General features: G+C 65.9%; 13 protein-coding genes. 5 read left to right on the top strand and 8 right to left on the bottom strand.

Annotated features, from left to right (window positions below):
• Positions 1-62 precede the first annotated feature (62 nt).
• The 3 genes from smc to EAV90_RS21990 all read right to left on the bottom strand — a co-directional run bounded on the left by smc (position 63) and on the right by EAV90_RS21990 (position 5,026).
• On the bottom strand, positions 63-3,527 hold the full coding sequence (smc, locus tag EAV90_RS22000) for a chromosome segregation protein SMC (RefSeq protein WP_122404820.1): 3,465 nt from the start codon (positions 3,525-3,527) through the stop codon (positions 63-65).
• Positions 3,528-3,744: 217 nt separating this feature from the next.
• Positions 3,745-4,401 (bottom strand): DsbA family protein, encoded by a 657-nt coding sequence (locus tag EAV90_RS21995; RefSeq protein ID WP_122404819.1) that lies wholly within the window; start codon positions 4,399-4,401, stop codon positions 3,745-3,747.
• A 127-nt stretch (positions 4,402-4,528) separates the two neighbouring features.
• Positions 4,529-5,026, bottom strand: a complete 498-nt coding sequence (locus EAV90_RS21990) for a DUF721 domain-containing protein (RefSeq protein WP_122404818.1) — start codon at positions 5,024-5,026, stop codon at positions 4,529-4,531.
• A 110-nt stretch (positions 5,027-5,136) separates the two neighbouring features.
• Between EAV90_RS21990 and mutY the strand changes: the two genes are divergently transcribed.
• The gene (mutY, locus tag EAV90_RS21985; RefSeq protein WP_129144647.1) at positions 5,137-6,237 is read left to right on the top strand and encodes an A/G-specific adenine glycosylase; all 1,101 of its coding nucleotides are present in this window, start codon (positions 5,137-5,139) and stop codon (positions 6,235-6,237) included.
• 66 nt (positions 6,238-6,303) lie between these two features.
• A complete protein-coding gene (locus EAV90_RS21980) occupies positions 6,304-6,723 on the top strand; it encodes a PaaI family thioesterase (RefSeq protein WP_122404816.1) in 420 nt (139 codons plus the stop codon).
• Between the two features lie 245 nt (positions 6,724-6,968).
• Here the strand turns inward: EAV90_RS21980 and EAV90_RS21975 are convergent, their stop codons facing one another.
• Entirely contained in the window at positions 6,969-8,246 is a 1,278-nt protein-coding gene (locus EAV90_RS21975) for a flavin-dependent oxidoreductase (RefSeq protein WP_122404815.1), read from the bottom strand.
• A 127-nt stretch (positions 8,247-8,373) separates the two neighbouring features.
• On the opposite strand from EAV90_RS21975, the gene EAV90_RS21970 reads away from it, so the two are divergent.
• The gene (locus EAV90_RS21970; RefSeq protein ID WP_122406824.1) at positions 8,374-8,994 is read left to right on the top strand and encodes a glutathione S-transferase family protein; all 621 of its coding nucleotides are present in this window, start codon (positions 8,374-8,376) and stop codon (positions 8,992-8,994) included.
• Between the two features lie 105 nt (positions 8,995-9,099).
• Here EAV90_RS21970 and EAV90_RS21965 read toward each other — a convergent pair whose 3' ends face one another.
• Positions 9,100-10,023, bottom strand: coding sequence for a LysR family transcriptional regulator (locus tag EAV90_RS21965; protein ID WP_122406823.1), 924 nt, complete (start codon positions 10,021-10,023; stop codon positions 9,100-9,102).
• Positions 10,024-10,114: 91 nt separating this feature from the next.
• Between EAV90_RS21965 and EAV90_RS21960 the strand changes: the two genes are divergently transcribed.
• Together EAV90_RS21960 and EAV90_RS21950 are read left to right on the top strand one after the other, a co-directional pair.
• Positions 10,115-10,558: a nuclear transport factor 2 family protein gene (locus EAV90_RS21960; protein ID WP_122406822.1), complete on the top strand. Its 444-nt coding sequence runs from the start codon at positions 10,115-10,117 to the stop codon at positions 10,556-10,558.
• Positions 10,559-11,089: 531 nt separating this feature from the next.
• Positions 11,090-13,099: a methyl-accepting chemotaxis protein gene (locus tag EAV90_RS21950; protein WP_162500404.1), complete on the top strand. Its 2,010-nt coding sequence runs from the start codon at positions 11,090-11,092 to the stop codon at positions 13,097-13,099.
• Positions 13,100-13,153: 54 nt separating this feature from the next.
• Here the strand turns inward: EAV90_RS21950 and EAV90_RS21945 are convergent, their stop codons facing one another.
• The 3 genes from EAV90_RS21945 to EAV90_RS21935 all read right to left on the bottom strand — a co-directional run bounded on the left by EAV90_RS21945 (position 13,154) and on the right by EAV90_RS21935 (position 15,608).
• The gene (locus EAV90_RS21945) at positions 13,154-13,834 is read right to left on the bottom strand and encodes a glutathione S-transferase family protein (RefSeq protein WP_162500403.1); all 681 of its coding nucleotides are present in this window, start codon (positions 13,832-13,834) and stop codon (positions 13,154-13,156) included.
• 127 nt (positions 13,835-13,961) lie between these two features.
• The gene (locus tag EAV90_RS21940; RefSeq protein ID WP_122404812.1) at positions 13,962-14,288 is read right to left on the bottom strand and encodes a hypothetical protein; all 327 of its coding nucleotides are present in this window, start codon (positions 14,286-14,288) and stop codon (positions 13,962-13,964) included.
• Between the two features lie 189 nt (positions 14,289-14,477).
• Positions 14,478-15,608: a site-specific DNA-methyltransferase gene (locus tag EAV90_RS21935; RefSeq protein WP_129144646.1), complete on the bottom strand. Its 1,131-nt coding sequence runs from the start codon at positions 15,606-15,608 to the stop codon at positions 14,478-14,480.
• Between the last annotated feature and the right edge of the window lie 94 nt (positions 15,609-15,702).

The following is a 15,702-nucleotide window of genomic DNA, read 5'->3' as shown; positions in this document are numbered from 1 at the left end:
CGAGATTGTAGCGCGAGATTCCGGACTCTCGCCCCGCGAGCCCCGGAATGACGCCGGAGATATCACGCCACGTTCTGGTCGAGGATCTCCACGGCCTCTTGCAGGCTCACCGAGACGAGCTGCGAGACGCCGCGCTCGGCCATGGTGACGCCGAACAGCCGGTTCATCCGCGCCATCGTGATCGGGTTGTGCGTGATGATGATGAAGCGCGTGTCGGTCGAGCCGGTCATCTCATGCAAGAGGTTGCAGTACCGTTCGACGTTGTGGTCGTCGAGCGGTGCGTCGACTTCGTCCAGCACGCAGATCGGCGAGGGATTGGTGAGGAACACCGCGAAGATCAGCGCCATCGCGGTCAGCGCCTGCTCGCCGCCCGAGAGCAGCGACAGCGTCTGCGGTTTCTTGCCCGGCGGCTTGGCGATGATTTCGAGACCGGCTTCCAGCGGGTCGTCGCTCTCGATCAAATGCAGCGCGGCCTCGCCGCCGCCGAACAGCTCGACGAACAGGCGCTTGAAGTGGTTGTTGACGACGTCGAACGAGGTCAGGAGCCGCTCCCGCGCTTCCTTGTTCAGGCTCTGGATACCCTGGCGCAGCCGCTTGATGGCTTCGACCAGGTCGTCGCGCTCGGTGACGAGGCCGGTGTGCTGGGTCTCGACCTCGCGCAGCTCTTCCTCGGCGCGCAAATTGACCGCGCCGAGGCGCTCGCGGTCGCGGCGCATCTTTTCGAGGTCTTCCTCGATGTCGTGCAGCGGCGGCAGCTCCGCGCCCGGCTCGATCTCGGCAAGGCCGGCGACGGCCTGCGGCTCGACTTCGAGCATGTCGCGGATCTCGCGCTCGATGTCCTCGAGCCGGCGCCGCGCGCCTTCCATGCGCTCCTCGGCGCGCGCCGTGGCCTCGCGAGCGCTGGAGAGCGCTTCGAGCGTCAGCTTGGCGACGCGATCGGTCTCCGCCATCGCGCTTTCCGCGGCGGCGAGCGCGTCGGCGGCCATGCGGCGGTCGTTCTCGGCGTATTCGATCTCGGTGATCAGCGCGCTGCGCTTCTCGGCGAACACTTGCGGTGCGTTTTCGAGTTCGCTGCGCTCGATCGTGAGTTCGGCGATACGGGCCTGGATGGTGTCGATGTGGGAGGCCGCGCTCTCCTTGCGGTTCTGCCACTCGGTGCGTTCGGCGAGGATCGCCTGCACGCGCCTGTCGGCGAGCTCGGCCTCGCGTGCCAGCGCCTGCGCCTCGGCGCGGACCTGGGCGGCCATGCGGCGGTGGCCCTCGATGTCGCTGCGGACGGCGGCGAGCTGGGTCTCGGTGTCCTCGCTCGACGGCAGCTCGCTGATGCCGGCCGCGGCATATTCGTAGGCGGCCTCGGCCTCGGCGCGATCGGCGGCGAGACGGCTGTGCGCTTCCGACAGCGTCGCCTTGCGGGCGGCGTGGCGGCTGATCTCGCGCTCGGCATTGGCGTGGCGCTCGCGCGCGACGTTGAGCTCGCGCTGCGCGGCGCGCCAAGCTTCGCGGCTGGCACCTTCGGTGCTCGCGGCCATCTGCAGCTCGGACTCGGCGTTTTCCAGCGCCTGGCGCTTGATCTGCGCGTCGATGCGGGCCTGCTCCAGCTCGTTCTCGATATCAACGAGGCGGGCGCGCTCGGCAAGACGCCGTGCGGCGCCGGTCGGGGCGTGCGCCGCGGCGACAAAGCCGTCCCAGCGCCAGACGTCGCCTTCGGGTGAGACCAGCCGCTGGCCAGTCTTGAGCTGCGAGACCAGCTCGGCGCCGCGCTCGCGCGGCACCACGCCGATCTGGGCCAGGCGGCGCGCCAGCTCGGCCGGCGCCTGCACGTGATTGGAAAGCGGCACGGCGCCCTCGGGCAGCTCCGGATCGCCCTCGGTGTGTCCGACATTGGTCCAGCGCATCGGCGCTGACGGATCGATCGGCGCGTCGAGATCGTCGCCGAGCGCGGCGCCGATCGCCTTTTCAAATCCCTTGTCGACAGTGATGCCGTCGATGATCGGCGGCCACAGGTTCTTGGTCTCGCCGTTGACGATCTTGGAGATGGTGCGCGCTTCGGTCTCGAGCCGCTGCACGCGCTTGTCGGCTTCGACCAGCGGCGCGCGCGAGGATTCCAGCGTCTGACGCGCGGCAACGTGCGCGGCTTCGCTCGCCTGCGCCGCGGCTTCGGAAGCTGCCAGCGTCTGCTCCGCGGTCTCGACCAGTGCGGTCAGCTCATCGAGATCGCCGAAGCCGCCGGTCGCCTCAGTGAGCTTCTGCTCTTCCGCGGCGACGTTCGCGATCTCCTGGTCGAGCCGGGCGAGCTTGTCGCGGTGGGTGCGGACGTTGGCTTCCAACTGGTTGCGCTTGGCGGTGAGGTCGGCGAGCGCGGTGGTCAGCTCGGCGAAGCGCTGCTCGGTTTCGGTCAGCACCGCCTCGGCTTCGGCGACGCGCTCGTCGACGCCGGAGCGCTTCTCGACGCGCGACTTGATCTCTTCCTTCAGCTCGGCGTCTTCGGTGTCGAGCCGCTGCAGCGCGACGTCGGCATCCATGGTCTGCTGCTGGGCGCGCGAGATGTCGCCTTCGAACTGGGCGAGGCGGCGCTCGAGCTCGGCGACGCGCTCCTTGGCGCGCTCTTCCTCGCGGTCGAGCTGTTCGCGGGCATTGGTGAGGCGTTGCAGTCCGGCGGCGGCGCGCGCTTCGGCATCGCGCAGCGCCGGCATCTCGGCGGCGCGGATCGCCTGAATGCGGGCGGCTTCGGCCTGGTGCTGGGTGCGCTCGGCCATCTCGCGGACGGCGAGATCATGGGTCTGGCCGGATTCGTTGACGTCGGCATGGGCGCCGATCCAGCGCAGATGGAACAGGGTGGCCTCGGCCTTGCGAACCTTGGCCGCGACCTCGCGGTAGCGCACGGCCTGGCGGGCCTGCTTCTTCAGGCCTTCCATCTGCCCGGAGAGCTGGCCGATCACGTCCTCGACGCGGGTGAGGTTGGTCTCGGCCGCCTTCAGCCGCAGCTCGGCCTCGTGACGGCGGGCGTGCAGGCCGGCGACGCCGGCAGCATCTTCCAGCACGCGGCGGCGCTGCTCGGGCTTGGCCTGGATGATCTCGCCGATCTTGCCCTGGTGGACGAGGGCCGGCGAACGCGCGCCGGTGGCTGCGTCCGCGAACAGGATCTGCACGTCGCGCGCGCGCACGTCGCGGCCGTTGATGCGATAGACCGAGCCAGCCTCGCGCTCGATGCGACGGGAGATCTCGAGAATCTGGCTGTCGTTCATCGCCGCAGGCGCGGTGCGATCGGCATTGTCGATCGTCATCGTCACTTCGGCATGGTTGCGCGCCGGACGGTTGCCGGAGCCGGCGAAGATCACCGCGTCCATGTCGGCGGCGCGCAGCGACTTGTACGAGGTCTCACCCATCGCCCAGCGCAGCGCTTCGACGAGATTCGACTTGCCGCAGCCGTTGGGACCGACCACGCCGGTCAGACCGGGCTCGATGACGAAGTCCGTAGGCTCAACGAAGGACTTGAAACCGTGAAGGCGCAGGCGGGTGATTTTCATAAGCACGCATCTCTGTTGGCAGGCACGAATCCCCCTGCCGGGACAATACCATGGAAGGCAATGTCGCTATCCGGGCGAGTCGCGCGAGGCGCCTCATGCGGCTGGACAATGGCCGCGGTGCGCCGCGAGGGCAACCGGCGAAAGCCGCTTTTCCCAAGGGATTTATGCCGGGAAAGATACGGCTTTCGAGATGCGAATCAGGATCTTGACGAGCGAATCAGCTCTTCAGGAGCGGATTGATCTTCTTGGCGAACTCCTCGAACGAGGCTTCGCCCTTGATCTTCTCGCCGTTGATGAAGAAGGTCGGTGTCGAATCCACCTTCAACACGTCGCTGGCATATTTCTGGTCGGCGGCGATCTTGTCGAGCAGCGCCTGGTCCTTCAGGCAGGACTCGACCTGCGGCTGGGTGAGGCCGGCCTGCTTGCCGATCCGCGTCAGGGTCTCGGTGGTGTTCTTCACCACCCAGTCGTTCTGCTGGCGGAACAGCATGTCGGTGACCGCGAAGTATTTCGGCGCGTCGTCCTTGGCGATGCAGCGCGACAGCATGGAGCCGGCGGCGGCTTTGATGTCGAGCGGGAACTCGCGGAAGATGTAACGCACCTTGCCGGTGTCGATGTATTCCTTCTTGATCTTCGGGAACACCTGCTCGTTGAAGGCGGCGCAGTGCGGGCAGGTCATCGAGGCGTATTCGGTGATGGTGACGGCGGCGTCCTTCGGGCCGAGCGCCATGTCGGGCAGCGACACCGGCTTGGCCACATCGGCGGCGGACTGCGCCATCGCGTCGGAAATGAACCGCAGCGGCGAGATCCCGGCGAGCGCGGCAAGCCCGGTCAGCGACAGCATCGTGGTGAAGGCGCGGCGGGTGATGATCAAGGTCGGCTCCCGGGATTGGCAAGGTTCGCCCGAGGTTCCCCTTCGGGCGGCCTGTCGCTAGCTTGAAACGTCGCCTGAGGCAATGGCAGGCCGCAGGCACGGGTTCAGTTTGGGCGCGGAATGAGGCTCAATTTCGCTTGATGGCGGCCCCGAGCCGCGCCAGCGCCGTCTTCAATTGCTCATCTTCGATGTCGGTGAGGCTCTCCGCCACCTTGGCGACCGCCTTGGGGTCTGGCGGGCCGGGCCGCTTCCGGCCCCTCGGCCGCGACAGGGGGGCCTGGCGGAAGGCCAGCTTGCCGACCGCGCTCCAGCCGAAGAAGCGGTTGACCCGTTCCAGGATCACGTCGGCCGAGTGCTGGATCTCCAGCGCCATCGGCCCCTCGACCCGCAGCACCAGGGTTGCCGGCTCCTGCGGCTGACCCTCGACCGGGCGTGGCCATTGCATCTTGAGTGGCTCGGCATGGGCCGCGATCTCGGGCCCCGCAATCTGCGCCCACCGCGTCACCAGTTCGCGTGCGGCGAAGCCCTGCTTGGCATAGGCCTCGGCAAAGACGTCATTGAGCAGGATCCCGAGCGGTTTTGCGCTGATGGGACCGGGCTTGAAGATGGGGCCGGATTTGGACATGGCGGGCTTTATAGCACCTCGGGCGGGCCACCACGAAGAAAGACGTGGATGCCCGCGACCAGCGCGGGCACGACGTGGAGAGATTGGCATGGGGCCGTTACAGTGAGCGCATGAGCCGCAGATCCGCCCTGAACCTCAAATCGAAACCAATTCGACCGGAGACCTCATCGCGTCCGACGCTGCTCCTGCAATGGTACGATCGCCATCGCCGCCGACTGCCCTGGCGCGCCGCGCCCGGGGAGGCGTCGGACCCTTACCGCGTCTGGCTCTCCGAGATCATGCTGCAGCAGACCACGGTGAAGGCGGTCGGGCCCTATTTCGAAAAATTCGTCGCACGCTGGCCCGACGTTACGGCGCTAGGGCGGGCCTCCCTCGACGACGTGCTGCGGATGTGGGCCGGGCTCGGCTACTATTCGCGCGCACGCAATCTCCACGCCTGCGCGGTGGCGGTGGCGCGCGAGCACGGCGGCGTCTTTCCCGACACTGAGGAAGGGCTACGAGCGCTGCCGGGGATCGGGCCCTACACGGCGGCGGCGATCGCGGCGATCGCCTTCGATCGGCGCACCATGCCGGTCGACGGCAATATCGAGCGCGTGGTATCGCGCCTGTTCGCGGTCGAGGACGAGCTGCCGCAGGCAAAACCTTTGATCCAGCAACTGGCGGCGACGTTGCTGGCGGATTCCCGCGCCGGTGACAGCGCACAGGCGTTGATGGATTTGGGCGCCTCGATCTGCACGCCGAAGAAGCCGGCCTGCTCGCTGTGCCCGCTGAACGAGGACTGCACGGCGCGCGCGCAAGGCTCCCAGGAGACGTTCCCGCGCAAGGCGCCGAAGAAGAGCGGGACGCTCAGGCGCGGCGCCGCCTTTGTGATCACGCGTGGCGACGAACTGCTCGTCCGCTCGCGGCCCGAGAAGGGCCTGCTGGGCGGCATGACGGAAGTGCCGGGCTCGGACTGGCTGGCCGGCCAAGAGGACGCGGCGGCGAAACAGCAGGCGCCGGAGCTGAAGGGGTTGTCGCGCTGGCAGCGCAAGGTGGGCGTGGTCACCCATGTCTTCACGCATTTTCCTCTGGAGCTGGTGGTCTACACGGCGCAGGTGGAAGCCCGCACCCGCGCGCCCGCTGGCATGCGCTGGGTACCGATCGCGAGCCTCGCGGACGAAGCGCTGCCCAACGTCATGCGCAAGGTGATTGCGCACGCACTGGATGTTTGATCGGCCCGTGCTCCTGACAGCACGCTGGCAGCAGCGCTGCGCTATCACGGCGCGATGGAGCCTCGCATGGTCAAGACCGCGCTCGACGATTTTCCAAGGCCGCCCTGCGCCGAGTTGCTCGGATGGCGCCTGCTCGATGCCCGTCCGGAGGAGGGCTGGATCAGACTGGGCTTCGAGGCCAAACCTGAATTCTGCAACCCCGCAGGTTTCATCCAGGGCGGCATGCTTTCGGCGATGCTCGATGACACCATGGGTCCCGCCGTGCTGGTGATGAGCGAGGGGCGGCTCTACACCACCACCATCAGCATGACCGTGAATTTTTTGGCGCCCGCCAAGCCTGGCCCGATCGTCGGCGAGGCCAGGGTGACGCAGCTCGGCAGGACGATCGCGTTCGTCGAGGGCAAGCTGATGGCGGAAGACGGCACGGTGCTCGCGACGGCAAGCGCGAGCGAGCGGTTGCTGGAAGCGGCGAGGGTGGTGAAGTGAGGCGCGACTCCAGCCGCGTGCTCCACTTCCCTTCTTCTCTCATGTCCGCCGAAGCCTTGGCGAAGGCGGATGTGGGAGAAGGTGGCGCGAAGCGCCGGATGCGGGGCATCTGTCCGCGAATTCAAACTAAGAGAGGAATGCGGAAACAACCCCTCACCCAAGGGAGTCCGCGTCTACTGGCGGCGATGCCGTCTCCCACAAGGGCCGAGGGCACATTCATGCGCATCTCGCTTTGAGCGAGAGCATCATGCTCCCGCGCGCGCATCCTTGCTCACGATCGGCGGCTTCGCATTCAGCGCTTCCACCTGGAAGCCCGCAACGCGCTTGTAGTTGGCGGCAACGTCCTCCAGCTCCTGCTGGGACAACACGTCGGTGACCACCTCGTAGCCGTCAGGCGCGCGCTCCTCGACCAGCTGCATCACCTGCTCGGGGCCGTTCTTGCGGTTGAGCAGGACGAGGTCGGCGGTTGCGGGCCGGCGCTCGGCTTCATAGGCGAGCAGCGCTGCTTGCGTCGGGCCATGCGCCAGAATCTCGCGCGTGATGACGCGGGCATCGAGGATCGCCTGCGAGGCGCCGTTCGAACCGATCGGGTACATCGGATGCGCGGCATCGCCCATCAGCGTGACGCGGCCGAAGGTCCATTGCGAGACTGGATCGCGGTCGACCAGCGGATATTCATAGGCGTGCGGGCAGTTCCTGATCAGGCCGGGCACGTCGAGCCAGTCGAACTGCCAGCTCTCGAACCAGGGCAGGAATTCTTCGCGCCGTGCCGTGCGGTTATAGTCTTCGCGGCGCCACTGATAGGTCGGTGGCATGTGGCGCTCCGCGACCCAGTTGATGAGGTGGTTGCCGTTTGCGTCGGGCTCTTTCGAGATCGGATAGCAGACGAATTTCAGGATCTCGTGGCCGGCCATGATCATTGTGCGGCCGGTCAGGAAGGCCTTTGCCGGCGTGACGCCGCGCCAGAGGATGCGGCCGTTCCAGATCGGCGGGCCTTCATTGGGATACAGCTTTTCTCGCGCGGCGGAATGGATGCCGTCGGCGGCGATCAGGATCGCGCCCTCGAAAGTGCCGGCGGCCTTGCCGGTCGCCTTGTCGATGAAGTCGGCGCGCACGCCGTCCGCCGTCTCGGTCCAGCCGGTCAGATGATGGCTGGTGAGGATGTTCTCGCGGCCGAGCCGCTCGACCGCGGTGTCGAGCAGGAGCTGCTGCAGCGTGCCGCGGTGGATCGAGAATTGCGGCCATTTGTAACCGGCGTCCAGTCCGCGCGGCTCGCTCCAGATCGGCTTGCCGTGCTTGGAGAAATAGGCGAGCTCGCGGGTGCGCACGCCGCTGGCGTCGAGCTTATCCATCAGGCCGAGTTCGATCAGCTCGCGCACCGCATGCGGCAGTACGTTGATGCCGACGCCGAGCGGCTTCAGCTCCGCGACGCTCTCGAACACTTTCACGGGAACGCCGATTTGATGCAGGCTGAGCGCAAGGGTCAGCCCGCCGATGCCGCCACCGGCGACGAGTACCGTCATGAGAAAACTCTCCAGTTGCAGGCGTCTTGGCACAGCCGGGCGGAGGTGGGCAACTGCGAAGAGGATGTTGTGCTATGGACCTTGGGGTCGACAGCCGTTATTTTCCAGCTTTCTCATGAGGTCCGACATGCTCAAGCTCTACTACGCCACCGGCACCTGCGCGCTCGCCACCTACATCACCTTGGAAGAGGCCGGCGCCGACTACACGGCCGAACGGCTGAGCTTCAAGGACAACCAGCAGAACAGCCCGGACTATCTCGCCATCAACCCGAAGGGCCGCGTGCCCGCGCTCGTCACCGATCGCGGCGTCCTGACCGAAACGCCGGCGATGCTGGCTTACATCGCGCAAGTGTTCCCCAAGGCGAAGCTCGCGCCGCTCGACGATCCCTTCGAGTTCGCCCAGGTGCAGTCGTTCAACTCCTATCTCTGTTCGACCGTGCACATCAACCACGCCCACAAGATGCGCGGCGCGCGCTGGGCGACGGAGGAGAGCTCGTTCGCCGACATGAAGGCTATGGTGCCGAAGACCATGGCGGCCTGCTTCAAGCTCATCGAGCAGAAGATGTTTCGGGGGCCCTGGGTGATGGGCGAGCAGTACACGGTCTGCGATCCCTATCTCTACACGCTTTCGACCTGGCTCGAAGGCGACAGCGTCGACATCAATGCGACGCCGAGGATCGCTGATCACTTCAAGCGCATGTCGGATCGCCCGGCGATCCGCAAGGTGATGGACGCGCAGAAGGCGTGAAGGCAGCGCGGCTCTCGGGCAAAGACGCAAAGCGCCGTGCCCACCATCTTCGTCCGGCGACAACAGATGGTGGGCAGGCTTCGCTTTGCCCACTCCTTACGAGAGCTACCCAACGCGCCGCTCCTTCTTCGCTAGCTCCCGTCCGGTCTCCAGCATCAGCCGCCGCAGCCAGATCGAGCCCGGGTCCATCTGGGCCCGCGTCGGGTGGAACATGAACTGCTCGTCGATCCCGGGGTCGAGCGGCGGCGTCACCGTGACGAGGCCGAGCTGCTTCGACAGCGCCGCGATCAGCCGGCGCGGCACGAAAGCGACGAGGTCGGTGCGCGCGGCGACGTGCAAGGCTTCGAGATAGCCCGCCACCACCAGCGAGATGTGTCGCTCGATGCCTTTGCTGCGCAGCCAGGTGTCGATCAGGTCCTCAGCGCTGCCGCGGATGATCACGCCGACATGGCGCGCGGCCAGGAACGCCTCGCGCCGTTTCAGCTTCGCTCCAATGGGATGGCCGCGCCGCACCGCCAGCGCGTCGCTGTCAGTGTAGAGCAGCTGGCGGTGAAAGCCCTTGAAGGCATTGCCGATCGAGATCACGAGGTCGATGGTGCGGGCGAATTCGGCGTGGAAGATCGCCGATCCCCGCCAGGGCACGACGTCGATGCGGACATTCGGTGCAGCCCGCGTCACCTTCTCCATCAGCGGGGGCATCAACAGCTCGACCGCGAGGTCCGGCATCATCAGACGGAACTGCCGCTCGCTGCGAGCGGCATCGAATTCGTCAGGGACGAACAGCCCGCGCACCTGGTCGAGCGCCTGCGCCAGCGGCGCGCGCAGGGCTTGCGCCCGCGGCGTCAGCTCCATCCGCGCGCCGGTGCGTACCAGGAGCGGATCGCCGAAGATGTCGCGCAGGCGCTGGAGCGCATGGCTCGCCGCCGGCTGCGACAGCCCGAGCCGTAACGCCGCGCGGCTGACATTGGCCTCGCGCAGCAATGCGTCGAGGGCGGTCAACAGATTGAGGTCAAGCGCATTCAAATTCATGGTGTGAATATATATCATATCTACTATCGATTTGAAGAATTCTGATCGACCAGCGATGATCTTCGCGATGTCACACCACGGAGATGCCGCCATGAACGCGACCGCCAACAAGAAACTGATGCAGGATATCTTTGCCGCTGCCGCCGATCCCGATCCAGCCGCGCGCGATCGCGCGCTGTTCAGCGCCAGCCTTGCCGACGACGCCAAATGGATCGTGACCGGGCAATATTCCTGGTCCCGCACCTTTTCGGGCAAGGAGGCGATCCTCAACGATCTGCACGGCTATGTGCGCACGCGCCTGCGCGACCGCACGCGTACAATCGCCCATCGCTTCATTGCCGATGGCGACGTCGTCGTCGTCGAAGCCAAGGGTGACAACGTCACACCCGAAGGCGTGCGTTACGACAACGACTATTGTCTGGTGTTTCGCCTCGAGGACGGCAAGATCAAGGAGATCCGCGAGTACTGCGACTCTGTTCTGACCGAGAAGGCGCTCGGCCCGTTTCCACAAACGGCCGCGAGAGCCGCGGGCTGACGGCTTGAGCCCGATCTGGTCTGCCGGCCGGCGCCATTCGTTACGGCCTGCGAGGGTCGTATCGGTCTGGCGCAAGCTGGCGGAGATCATCCGGCTGCGGCGAGAGCGCGCGCGGATGCACTGCCAGCTCGCCGCCATGAGCGAGCGTGAGCTTCTGGATTTCGGGATGACGCTGTCGGAGATTGCGTACGAGCTGAAAAAGCCTGTCCGGCGGAAATAGAGAGATCCAAGATGCAGCCTCTATTTATGGGCGCCCGATCGGTACTCATCCTGGCAAATGCATGCACCACGCTGCATGCGGCTGCTGGTCTGCGCGAAAGCCTTGCTCGATTGCCGATAAAATCAGCAAATTATCGTGCGCTGATGCGCATGCCCGCGAAGAATTTGAAGGTTCAATTAAGAAGTGTCCCCCATTGTGTCGCGGTGCAGCGTGGGTCGCCAGGGCGCGGCGTGCGGCTGCCGGAGTGGCCGTGACGATCGCCGGAGCTGTCCGACCCCTCGAATTCAAATGCATCTGGGTGGACAGTGGGAATGCCGAAATTTCGTTTGCGGATCAGGGGACGCCTGTACGCAGGCTTCATGGCCCTGGTGGCGGTCGGTCTCGTGATGGCAGTGGTTGCCGTCTGGAATTTGCGGTACGTGCAGGATCAGGTCGCAAGACAATCCGCCCTCTCCGACAGCACGGCACGGGTGCTGGAAATATCAGCCCATTTGCAGGCGATCCAACGGGCCAACCTGCGCTACGTCTACGACGCCAACGAGCCTGCAATGAAGGAGGCGCAAGAGCGGGAAACCGCGGCGACCGAGCTGCTGCGGGTGGGCGCGCAGGGGACGCTCTCCGAGGAGCGGCGAGCGCTCTACAACGGCCTGATCGACGACATCGCCAAGATGCGACGCCTGCGTGACAATCTCGGGGACGCCGTCAACGAGGTGAGAACCGGCAAGGCGACGCTGCTCCCCAGTGGAGAGGAGCTGGCCGTCAAGATGGGCAAGCTGGTCGACGCGGCGCGGGCTGCCGTCGATGAAGACACGGCGGCCCTGGTCGCCGACCTCGAATCCAGAATCCTTCTTGTTCGGGTCGCAACCTGGCGTTTCCTAGCCGTGCGTGATGTCCAGGGGCCTGCGAATTTCAGGGCGAGTGTGGACAGGGCAGCGCAACGGCTCGCGGCCATCGAAAAGAGCCCGCAGGCGGCGGAGTTGCGCGCCACGCTCACGCCGGTGAAGACCTCGCTCGGAATCTACAAATCGGCATTCGAGACGACGTCCGCCGCGATGCTTCAAGCCGACGAGATCTACCACAAGAACCTCGCGCCCCTCATCGTCGACAGTATCGGCAAGCTCAAGGCCGCGGAAACGACCCTGAAGAAGGACTACCGGGACTCGCGCAACAATGCCGAAGCCGTGATCGCCAGCACGACGACCGTTCAGGAGATCGCCGGCGGGCTCGCCATCTTGTTCGGTGGCATCGTCGCCTTCCTGATCGGGCGCAGCATCGTTGGTCCCCTGACCTCGATGACGCACGCGATGGGGCGGCTTGCCGGCGGCAATCTCGAGGTCGAGATTCCCGGCCGCGGCAGGGCTGACGAGGTCGGCGACATGGCCAAGGCGATCCAGGTGTTCAAGGACAACATGATCGAGACCGAGCGCATGCGGGCCGAGCAGGCCGAGCTCGAGGCGCGGCAGGCCGAGAGTCGCAAGAAAGAAATGGTCCGGCTTGCCGATCAGTTCGAGCAGGCGGTCGGTGAGATCGTGAACACGGTATCGTCGGCGTCGAGCGAGCTCGAAGCTTCCGCAGGCACCTTGACCACGACCGCCGCGCGGGCCCAGGACCTCTCGACGGAGGTCGCCAGCGCGTCGCAGGAGGCTTCGGCCAATGTGCAGGCGGTCGCCTCGGCGACCGAGGAGCTCTCCTCCTCGGTATCCGAGATTGCCCGTCAGGTGCAGGAATCCGCCCGCATCGCCACCGAGGCCGTCGGTCAGGCGAGCAGGACCAACGAGCGCGTCGGCGCGCTCTCCAAGGCCGCCGCCCGGATCGGTGACGTGGTCGAGCTCATCAGCACCATCGCCGGCCAGACCAACCTCTTGGCGCTGAACGCCACGATCGAGGCGGCGCGTGCGGGCGAAGCCGGCCGCGGCTTTGCGGTGGTCGCTTCCGAGGTCAAGGCGCTCGCTGAGCAGACTGCGAAGGCCACCGGCGAGATCGCCCAGCAGGTCTCCAGCATCCAGGCCGCGACGGAGGAGTCGGTCGGCTCGATCAGGGAGATCAGCGGCACCATCGAGCGGCTGTCGGAGATTTCGTCCACGGTCGCCGCCGCCGTGGAGCAGCAGGGCGCGGCGACGCAGGAGATCTCCCGCAACGTCCAGCAGGCGGCCCAAGGCACGCAGCTCGTGTCGTCCAACATCAGCGACGTGCAGCGCGGCGCCTCCGAGACCGGCTCGGCCTCCTCGCAGGTGCTGTCGGCGGCGCGCTCGCTCTCGGCCGACAGCAACCGCCTCAAGCTGGAAGTGGCCAAGTTCCTGAGTTCGGTCCACTCCGCCTGAAGTCTCAAACGCAAGAGGCCACGCGCATGCGCGTGGCCTCGAAGAGCGGCGCGCTCAAGCCACCTTGGTCGTCATGTGCTTGAACATGTTGCTGCGCGCTTCGTCGTCCATCTCGGCCTTGAAGGTGAACTTGTCCTTCAGGGCGATGGCGCGTGCCGCCGCCGGGCGTGCCGAAATCTCGTCGACGAGCCGCTTCACATTCGGGTATCGCGCAAAGGCGTCGTCGCCGAGCTTGAACGGCACCATCCGCGCCCAGCCCCACAGCGCCATGTCGACGATCGAATAGCTGTCGCCCACCATGTAGCGGCGGTCTTTGAGGTGACCGTCGAGAATCTTGTAATGGCGATCGGTCTCGTACTGGTAGCGGTTATGGGCGTAATCGTGGTTCTGGTCCTTCGGCGCAAAATGCTTGAAGTGCACGGCCTGGCCCGAATAGGGCCCGACGCCGGTGGCGATGAACATCAGCCAGGACAGCAATTCGGCGCGGTTCGTGGGCAGGAACTTGCCGGTCTTCTCGGCGAGATAAAGCAGGATGGCGTTCGAGTCGAACACGATGGTGCCGCCATCGTCGATCGCCGGCACCTTGCCGTTCGGGTTGATCTTGAGGAACTCCGGCGTGAACTGCTCGCCCTTGCGGGTGTCGACCGCGACCGGCTGAAACGGCAGGCCGGACTCTTCCAGATAGAGCGCGACCTTGGTCGGGTTCGGCGATCCGTTGAAATAGAATTTGAGCATCACACATCTCCTCGGTGTCTGTTGCCGCGTGCGCACGAGGCGTCGTTGGGCGGGCCTTGTCTTGCCTGAGCCCGTTGCGGGAGAGCAACCGGCGAGTTTGCCGGGCGGTGTCTGCGCGTGGCGCAGATCAGGCGGCGTAACAGAGGCCGATTGCCGCCGTAATGACCATGGCCGTGCCCACGGCCTCCAGCCGCAGGCCGAGCCGCGCGGCGAGATGCATGTCGGAGGCCCGCGCCGCGCGCTCCGATCCGCGCGCGTAGCCGTGAACGATGACGTCATGGTTGAAATTGTCGTGCGCCTCGTTGCTGCTGGCGAGCCCGACGCAGATCACGAGCACGCCGAACAGCGCCAGACCGAAGAAACCGAGAAGCGCGATCAGGAACATCGGAAACATGCCGACCAGGAAGATCGGCAGCAGCGGCACCAGCAGCAATGTCTCGGACTGTCGTCGCATGGAGCCCAACCGGTCAGGACGGGGCTGATCGGGCGAATCTAGTCCTGGCAGGGGCGGCTTTCAACCATCCGCCGCCGTCATTCCGGGCCGCGCCTCTTGGCGCGAGCCGGGATCCATTGGGCCGGATGTGCTGTAGCAGGATGGATTCCGGGTTCGCGTTTTGCGCGCCCCGGAATGACGGAGGGAGGGCTACTCCGCCGCCATGCCGGCGCGGATCTCGGCACGCAGCTCGTCGATCAGCTTGAGACCCTTCTTGGTTTCGACGTGCCAGAAGGTCCAGCCGTTGCAGGCCTGCGCGCCTTGCGCGACCGCGCCGATGCGGTGGATCGAGCCGACCTTGTCGCCGAGCATGATGGCACCGTCGGCGCGCACCAGCGCGCCCAGCTTCTTCTTGGCGTCGAACAGTTTCGTGCCGGGCATGATCATGCCGCGCTCGATCAGCTCGGAGAACGCGACGCGCGGTGCCTCGCGCGCTGTCATGAACGGGGCAAGGCTTGCCTCAGGCAGCGGCTCCACCGCGGCGATGCGTGCTTCCGCGGCTTTCGCATAGGTCTTGTCGCGCTCGAAGCCGATATACGAGCGGCCGAGGCGCTTGGCGACAGCGCCGGTGGTGCCGGTGCCGTTGAAGGGATCGATCACGAGATCGCCTGGTTTCGATGACGACAGCAGCACGCGCGCGAGCAGCCCTTCGGGCTTCTGCGTCGGATGCACCTTCTTGCCGTCGGCGCCCTTGAGACGCTCCTCGCCGGTGCAGAGCGGGATCAGCCAGTCAGACCGCGCCTGCACGTCCTCGTTGGCGGCCTTCAGCGCCTCGTAGTTGAACGTGTAGCCCTTGGCCTTCTCGTCACGCGCGGCCCAGATCATCGTTTCGTGCGCGTTGGTGAAACGGCGGCCGCGGAAGTTCGGCATCGGATTGGTCTTGCGCCAGACGATGTCATTCAGGAGCCAGAAGCCGAGATCCTGCATGATCGCGCCGACGCGGAAGATGTTGTGATAGGAGCCGATCACCCAGATCGTCGCGGATGGCTTCATCGCGCGGCGGGCGGCAAGCAGCCAGGCGCGGGTGAAATTGTCATACGCAGCAAACGAATCGAACTTGTCCCAGTCGTCATTGACGGCATCGACATGGGATTCGTCGGGGCGCTTGAGATCGCCCTTGAGCTGGAGATTGTAGGGCGGGTCGGCGAACACCAGGTCGACGCTGCCTGCCTGAAGCTTCGACATCTCGGCGACGCAATCGCCGACGATGATGCGATGCGACGGAGACTCGAAATTTGTGCGGGGCGCCCTTGCAGACGCCCCGCGACGCGACTCTACCATGACTCAAGAACTCTGACTCAGGCGACGCTGTCGGCGACGCGGGACCAAACAACCGACTGACCGCTACATTGAAGCGGCAAAGTAAAAATCGACT

The sequence above is a fragment of the Bradyrhizobium vignae genome (genome assembly GCF_004114425.1).
GTDB lineage: Bacteria > Pseudomonadota > Alphaproteobacteria > Rhizobiales > Xanthobacteraceae > Bradyrhizobium > Bradyrhizobium vignae.
The sequence above is the reverse complement of the archived record's forward strand: the minus strand, read 5'-3'. Positions and strand labels throughout refer to the sequence as shown.

Coding starts and splice junctions, on each gene's coding strand:
- smc (WP_122404820.1), bottom strand. CDS start 3,527: ATGAAAATCACCCGCCTGCGCCTTCACGGTTTCAAGTCCTTCGTTGAG.
- EAV90_RS21990 (WP_122404818.1), bottom strand. CDS start 5,026: ATGTCCAAATCCGGCCCCATCTTCAAGCCCGGTCCCATCAGCGCAAAA.
- mutY (WP_129144647.1), top strand. CDS start 5,137: ATGAGCCGCAGATCCGCCCTGAACCTCAAATCGAAACCAATTCGACCG.
- EAV90_RS21980 (WP_122404816.1), top strand. CDS start 6,304: ATGGTCAAGACCGCGCTCGACGATTTTCCAAGGCCGCCCTGCGCCGAG.
- EAV90_RS21975 (WP_122404815.1), bottom strand. CDS start 8,246: ATGACGGTACTCGTCGCCGGTGGCGGCATCGGCGGGCTGACCCTTGCG.
- EAV90_RS21970 (WP_122406824.1), top strand. CDS start 8,374: ATGCTCAAGCTCTACTACGCCACCGGCACCTGCGCGCTCGCCACCTAC.
- EAV90_RS21965 (WP_122406823.1), bottom strand. CDS start 10,023: ATGAATTTGAATGCGCTTGACCTCAATCTGTTGACCGCCCTCGACGCA.
- EAV90_RS21960 (WP_122406822.1), top strand. CDS start 10,115: ATGAACGCGACCGCCAACAAGAAACTGATGCAGGATATCTTTGCCGCT.
- EAV90_RS21950 (WP_162500404.1), top strand. CDS start 11,090: ATGCCGAAATTTCGTTTGCGGATCAGGGGACGCCTGTACGCAGGCTTC.
- EAV90_RS21945 (WP_162500403.1), bottom strand. CDS start 13,834: ATGCTCAAATTCTATTTCAACGGATCGCCGAACCCGACCAAGGTCGCG.
- EAV90_RS21940 (WP_122404812.1), bottom strand. CDS start 14,288: ATGCGACGACAGTCCGAGACATTGCTGCTGGTGCCGCTGCTGCCGATC.
- EAV90_RS21935 (WP_129144646.1), bottom strand. CDS start 15,608: ATGGTAGAGTCGCGTCGCGGGGCGTCTGCAAGGGCGCCCCGCACAAAT.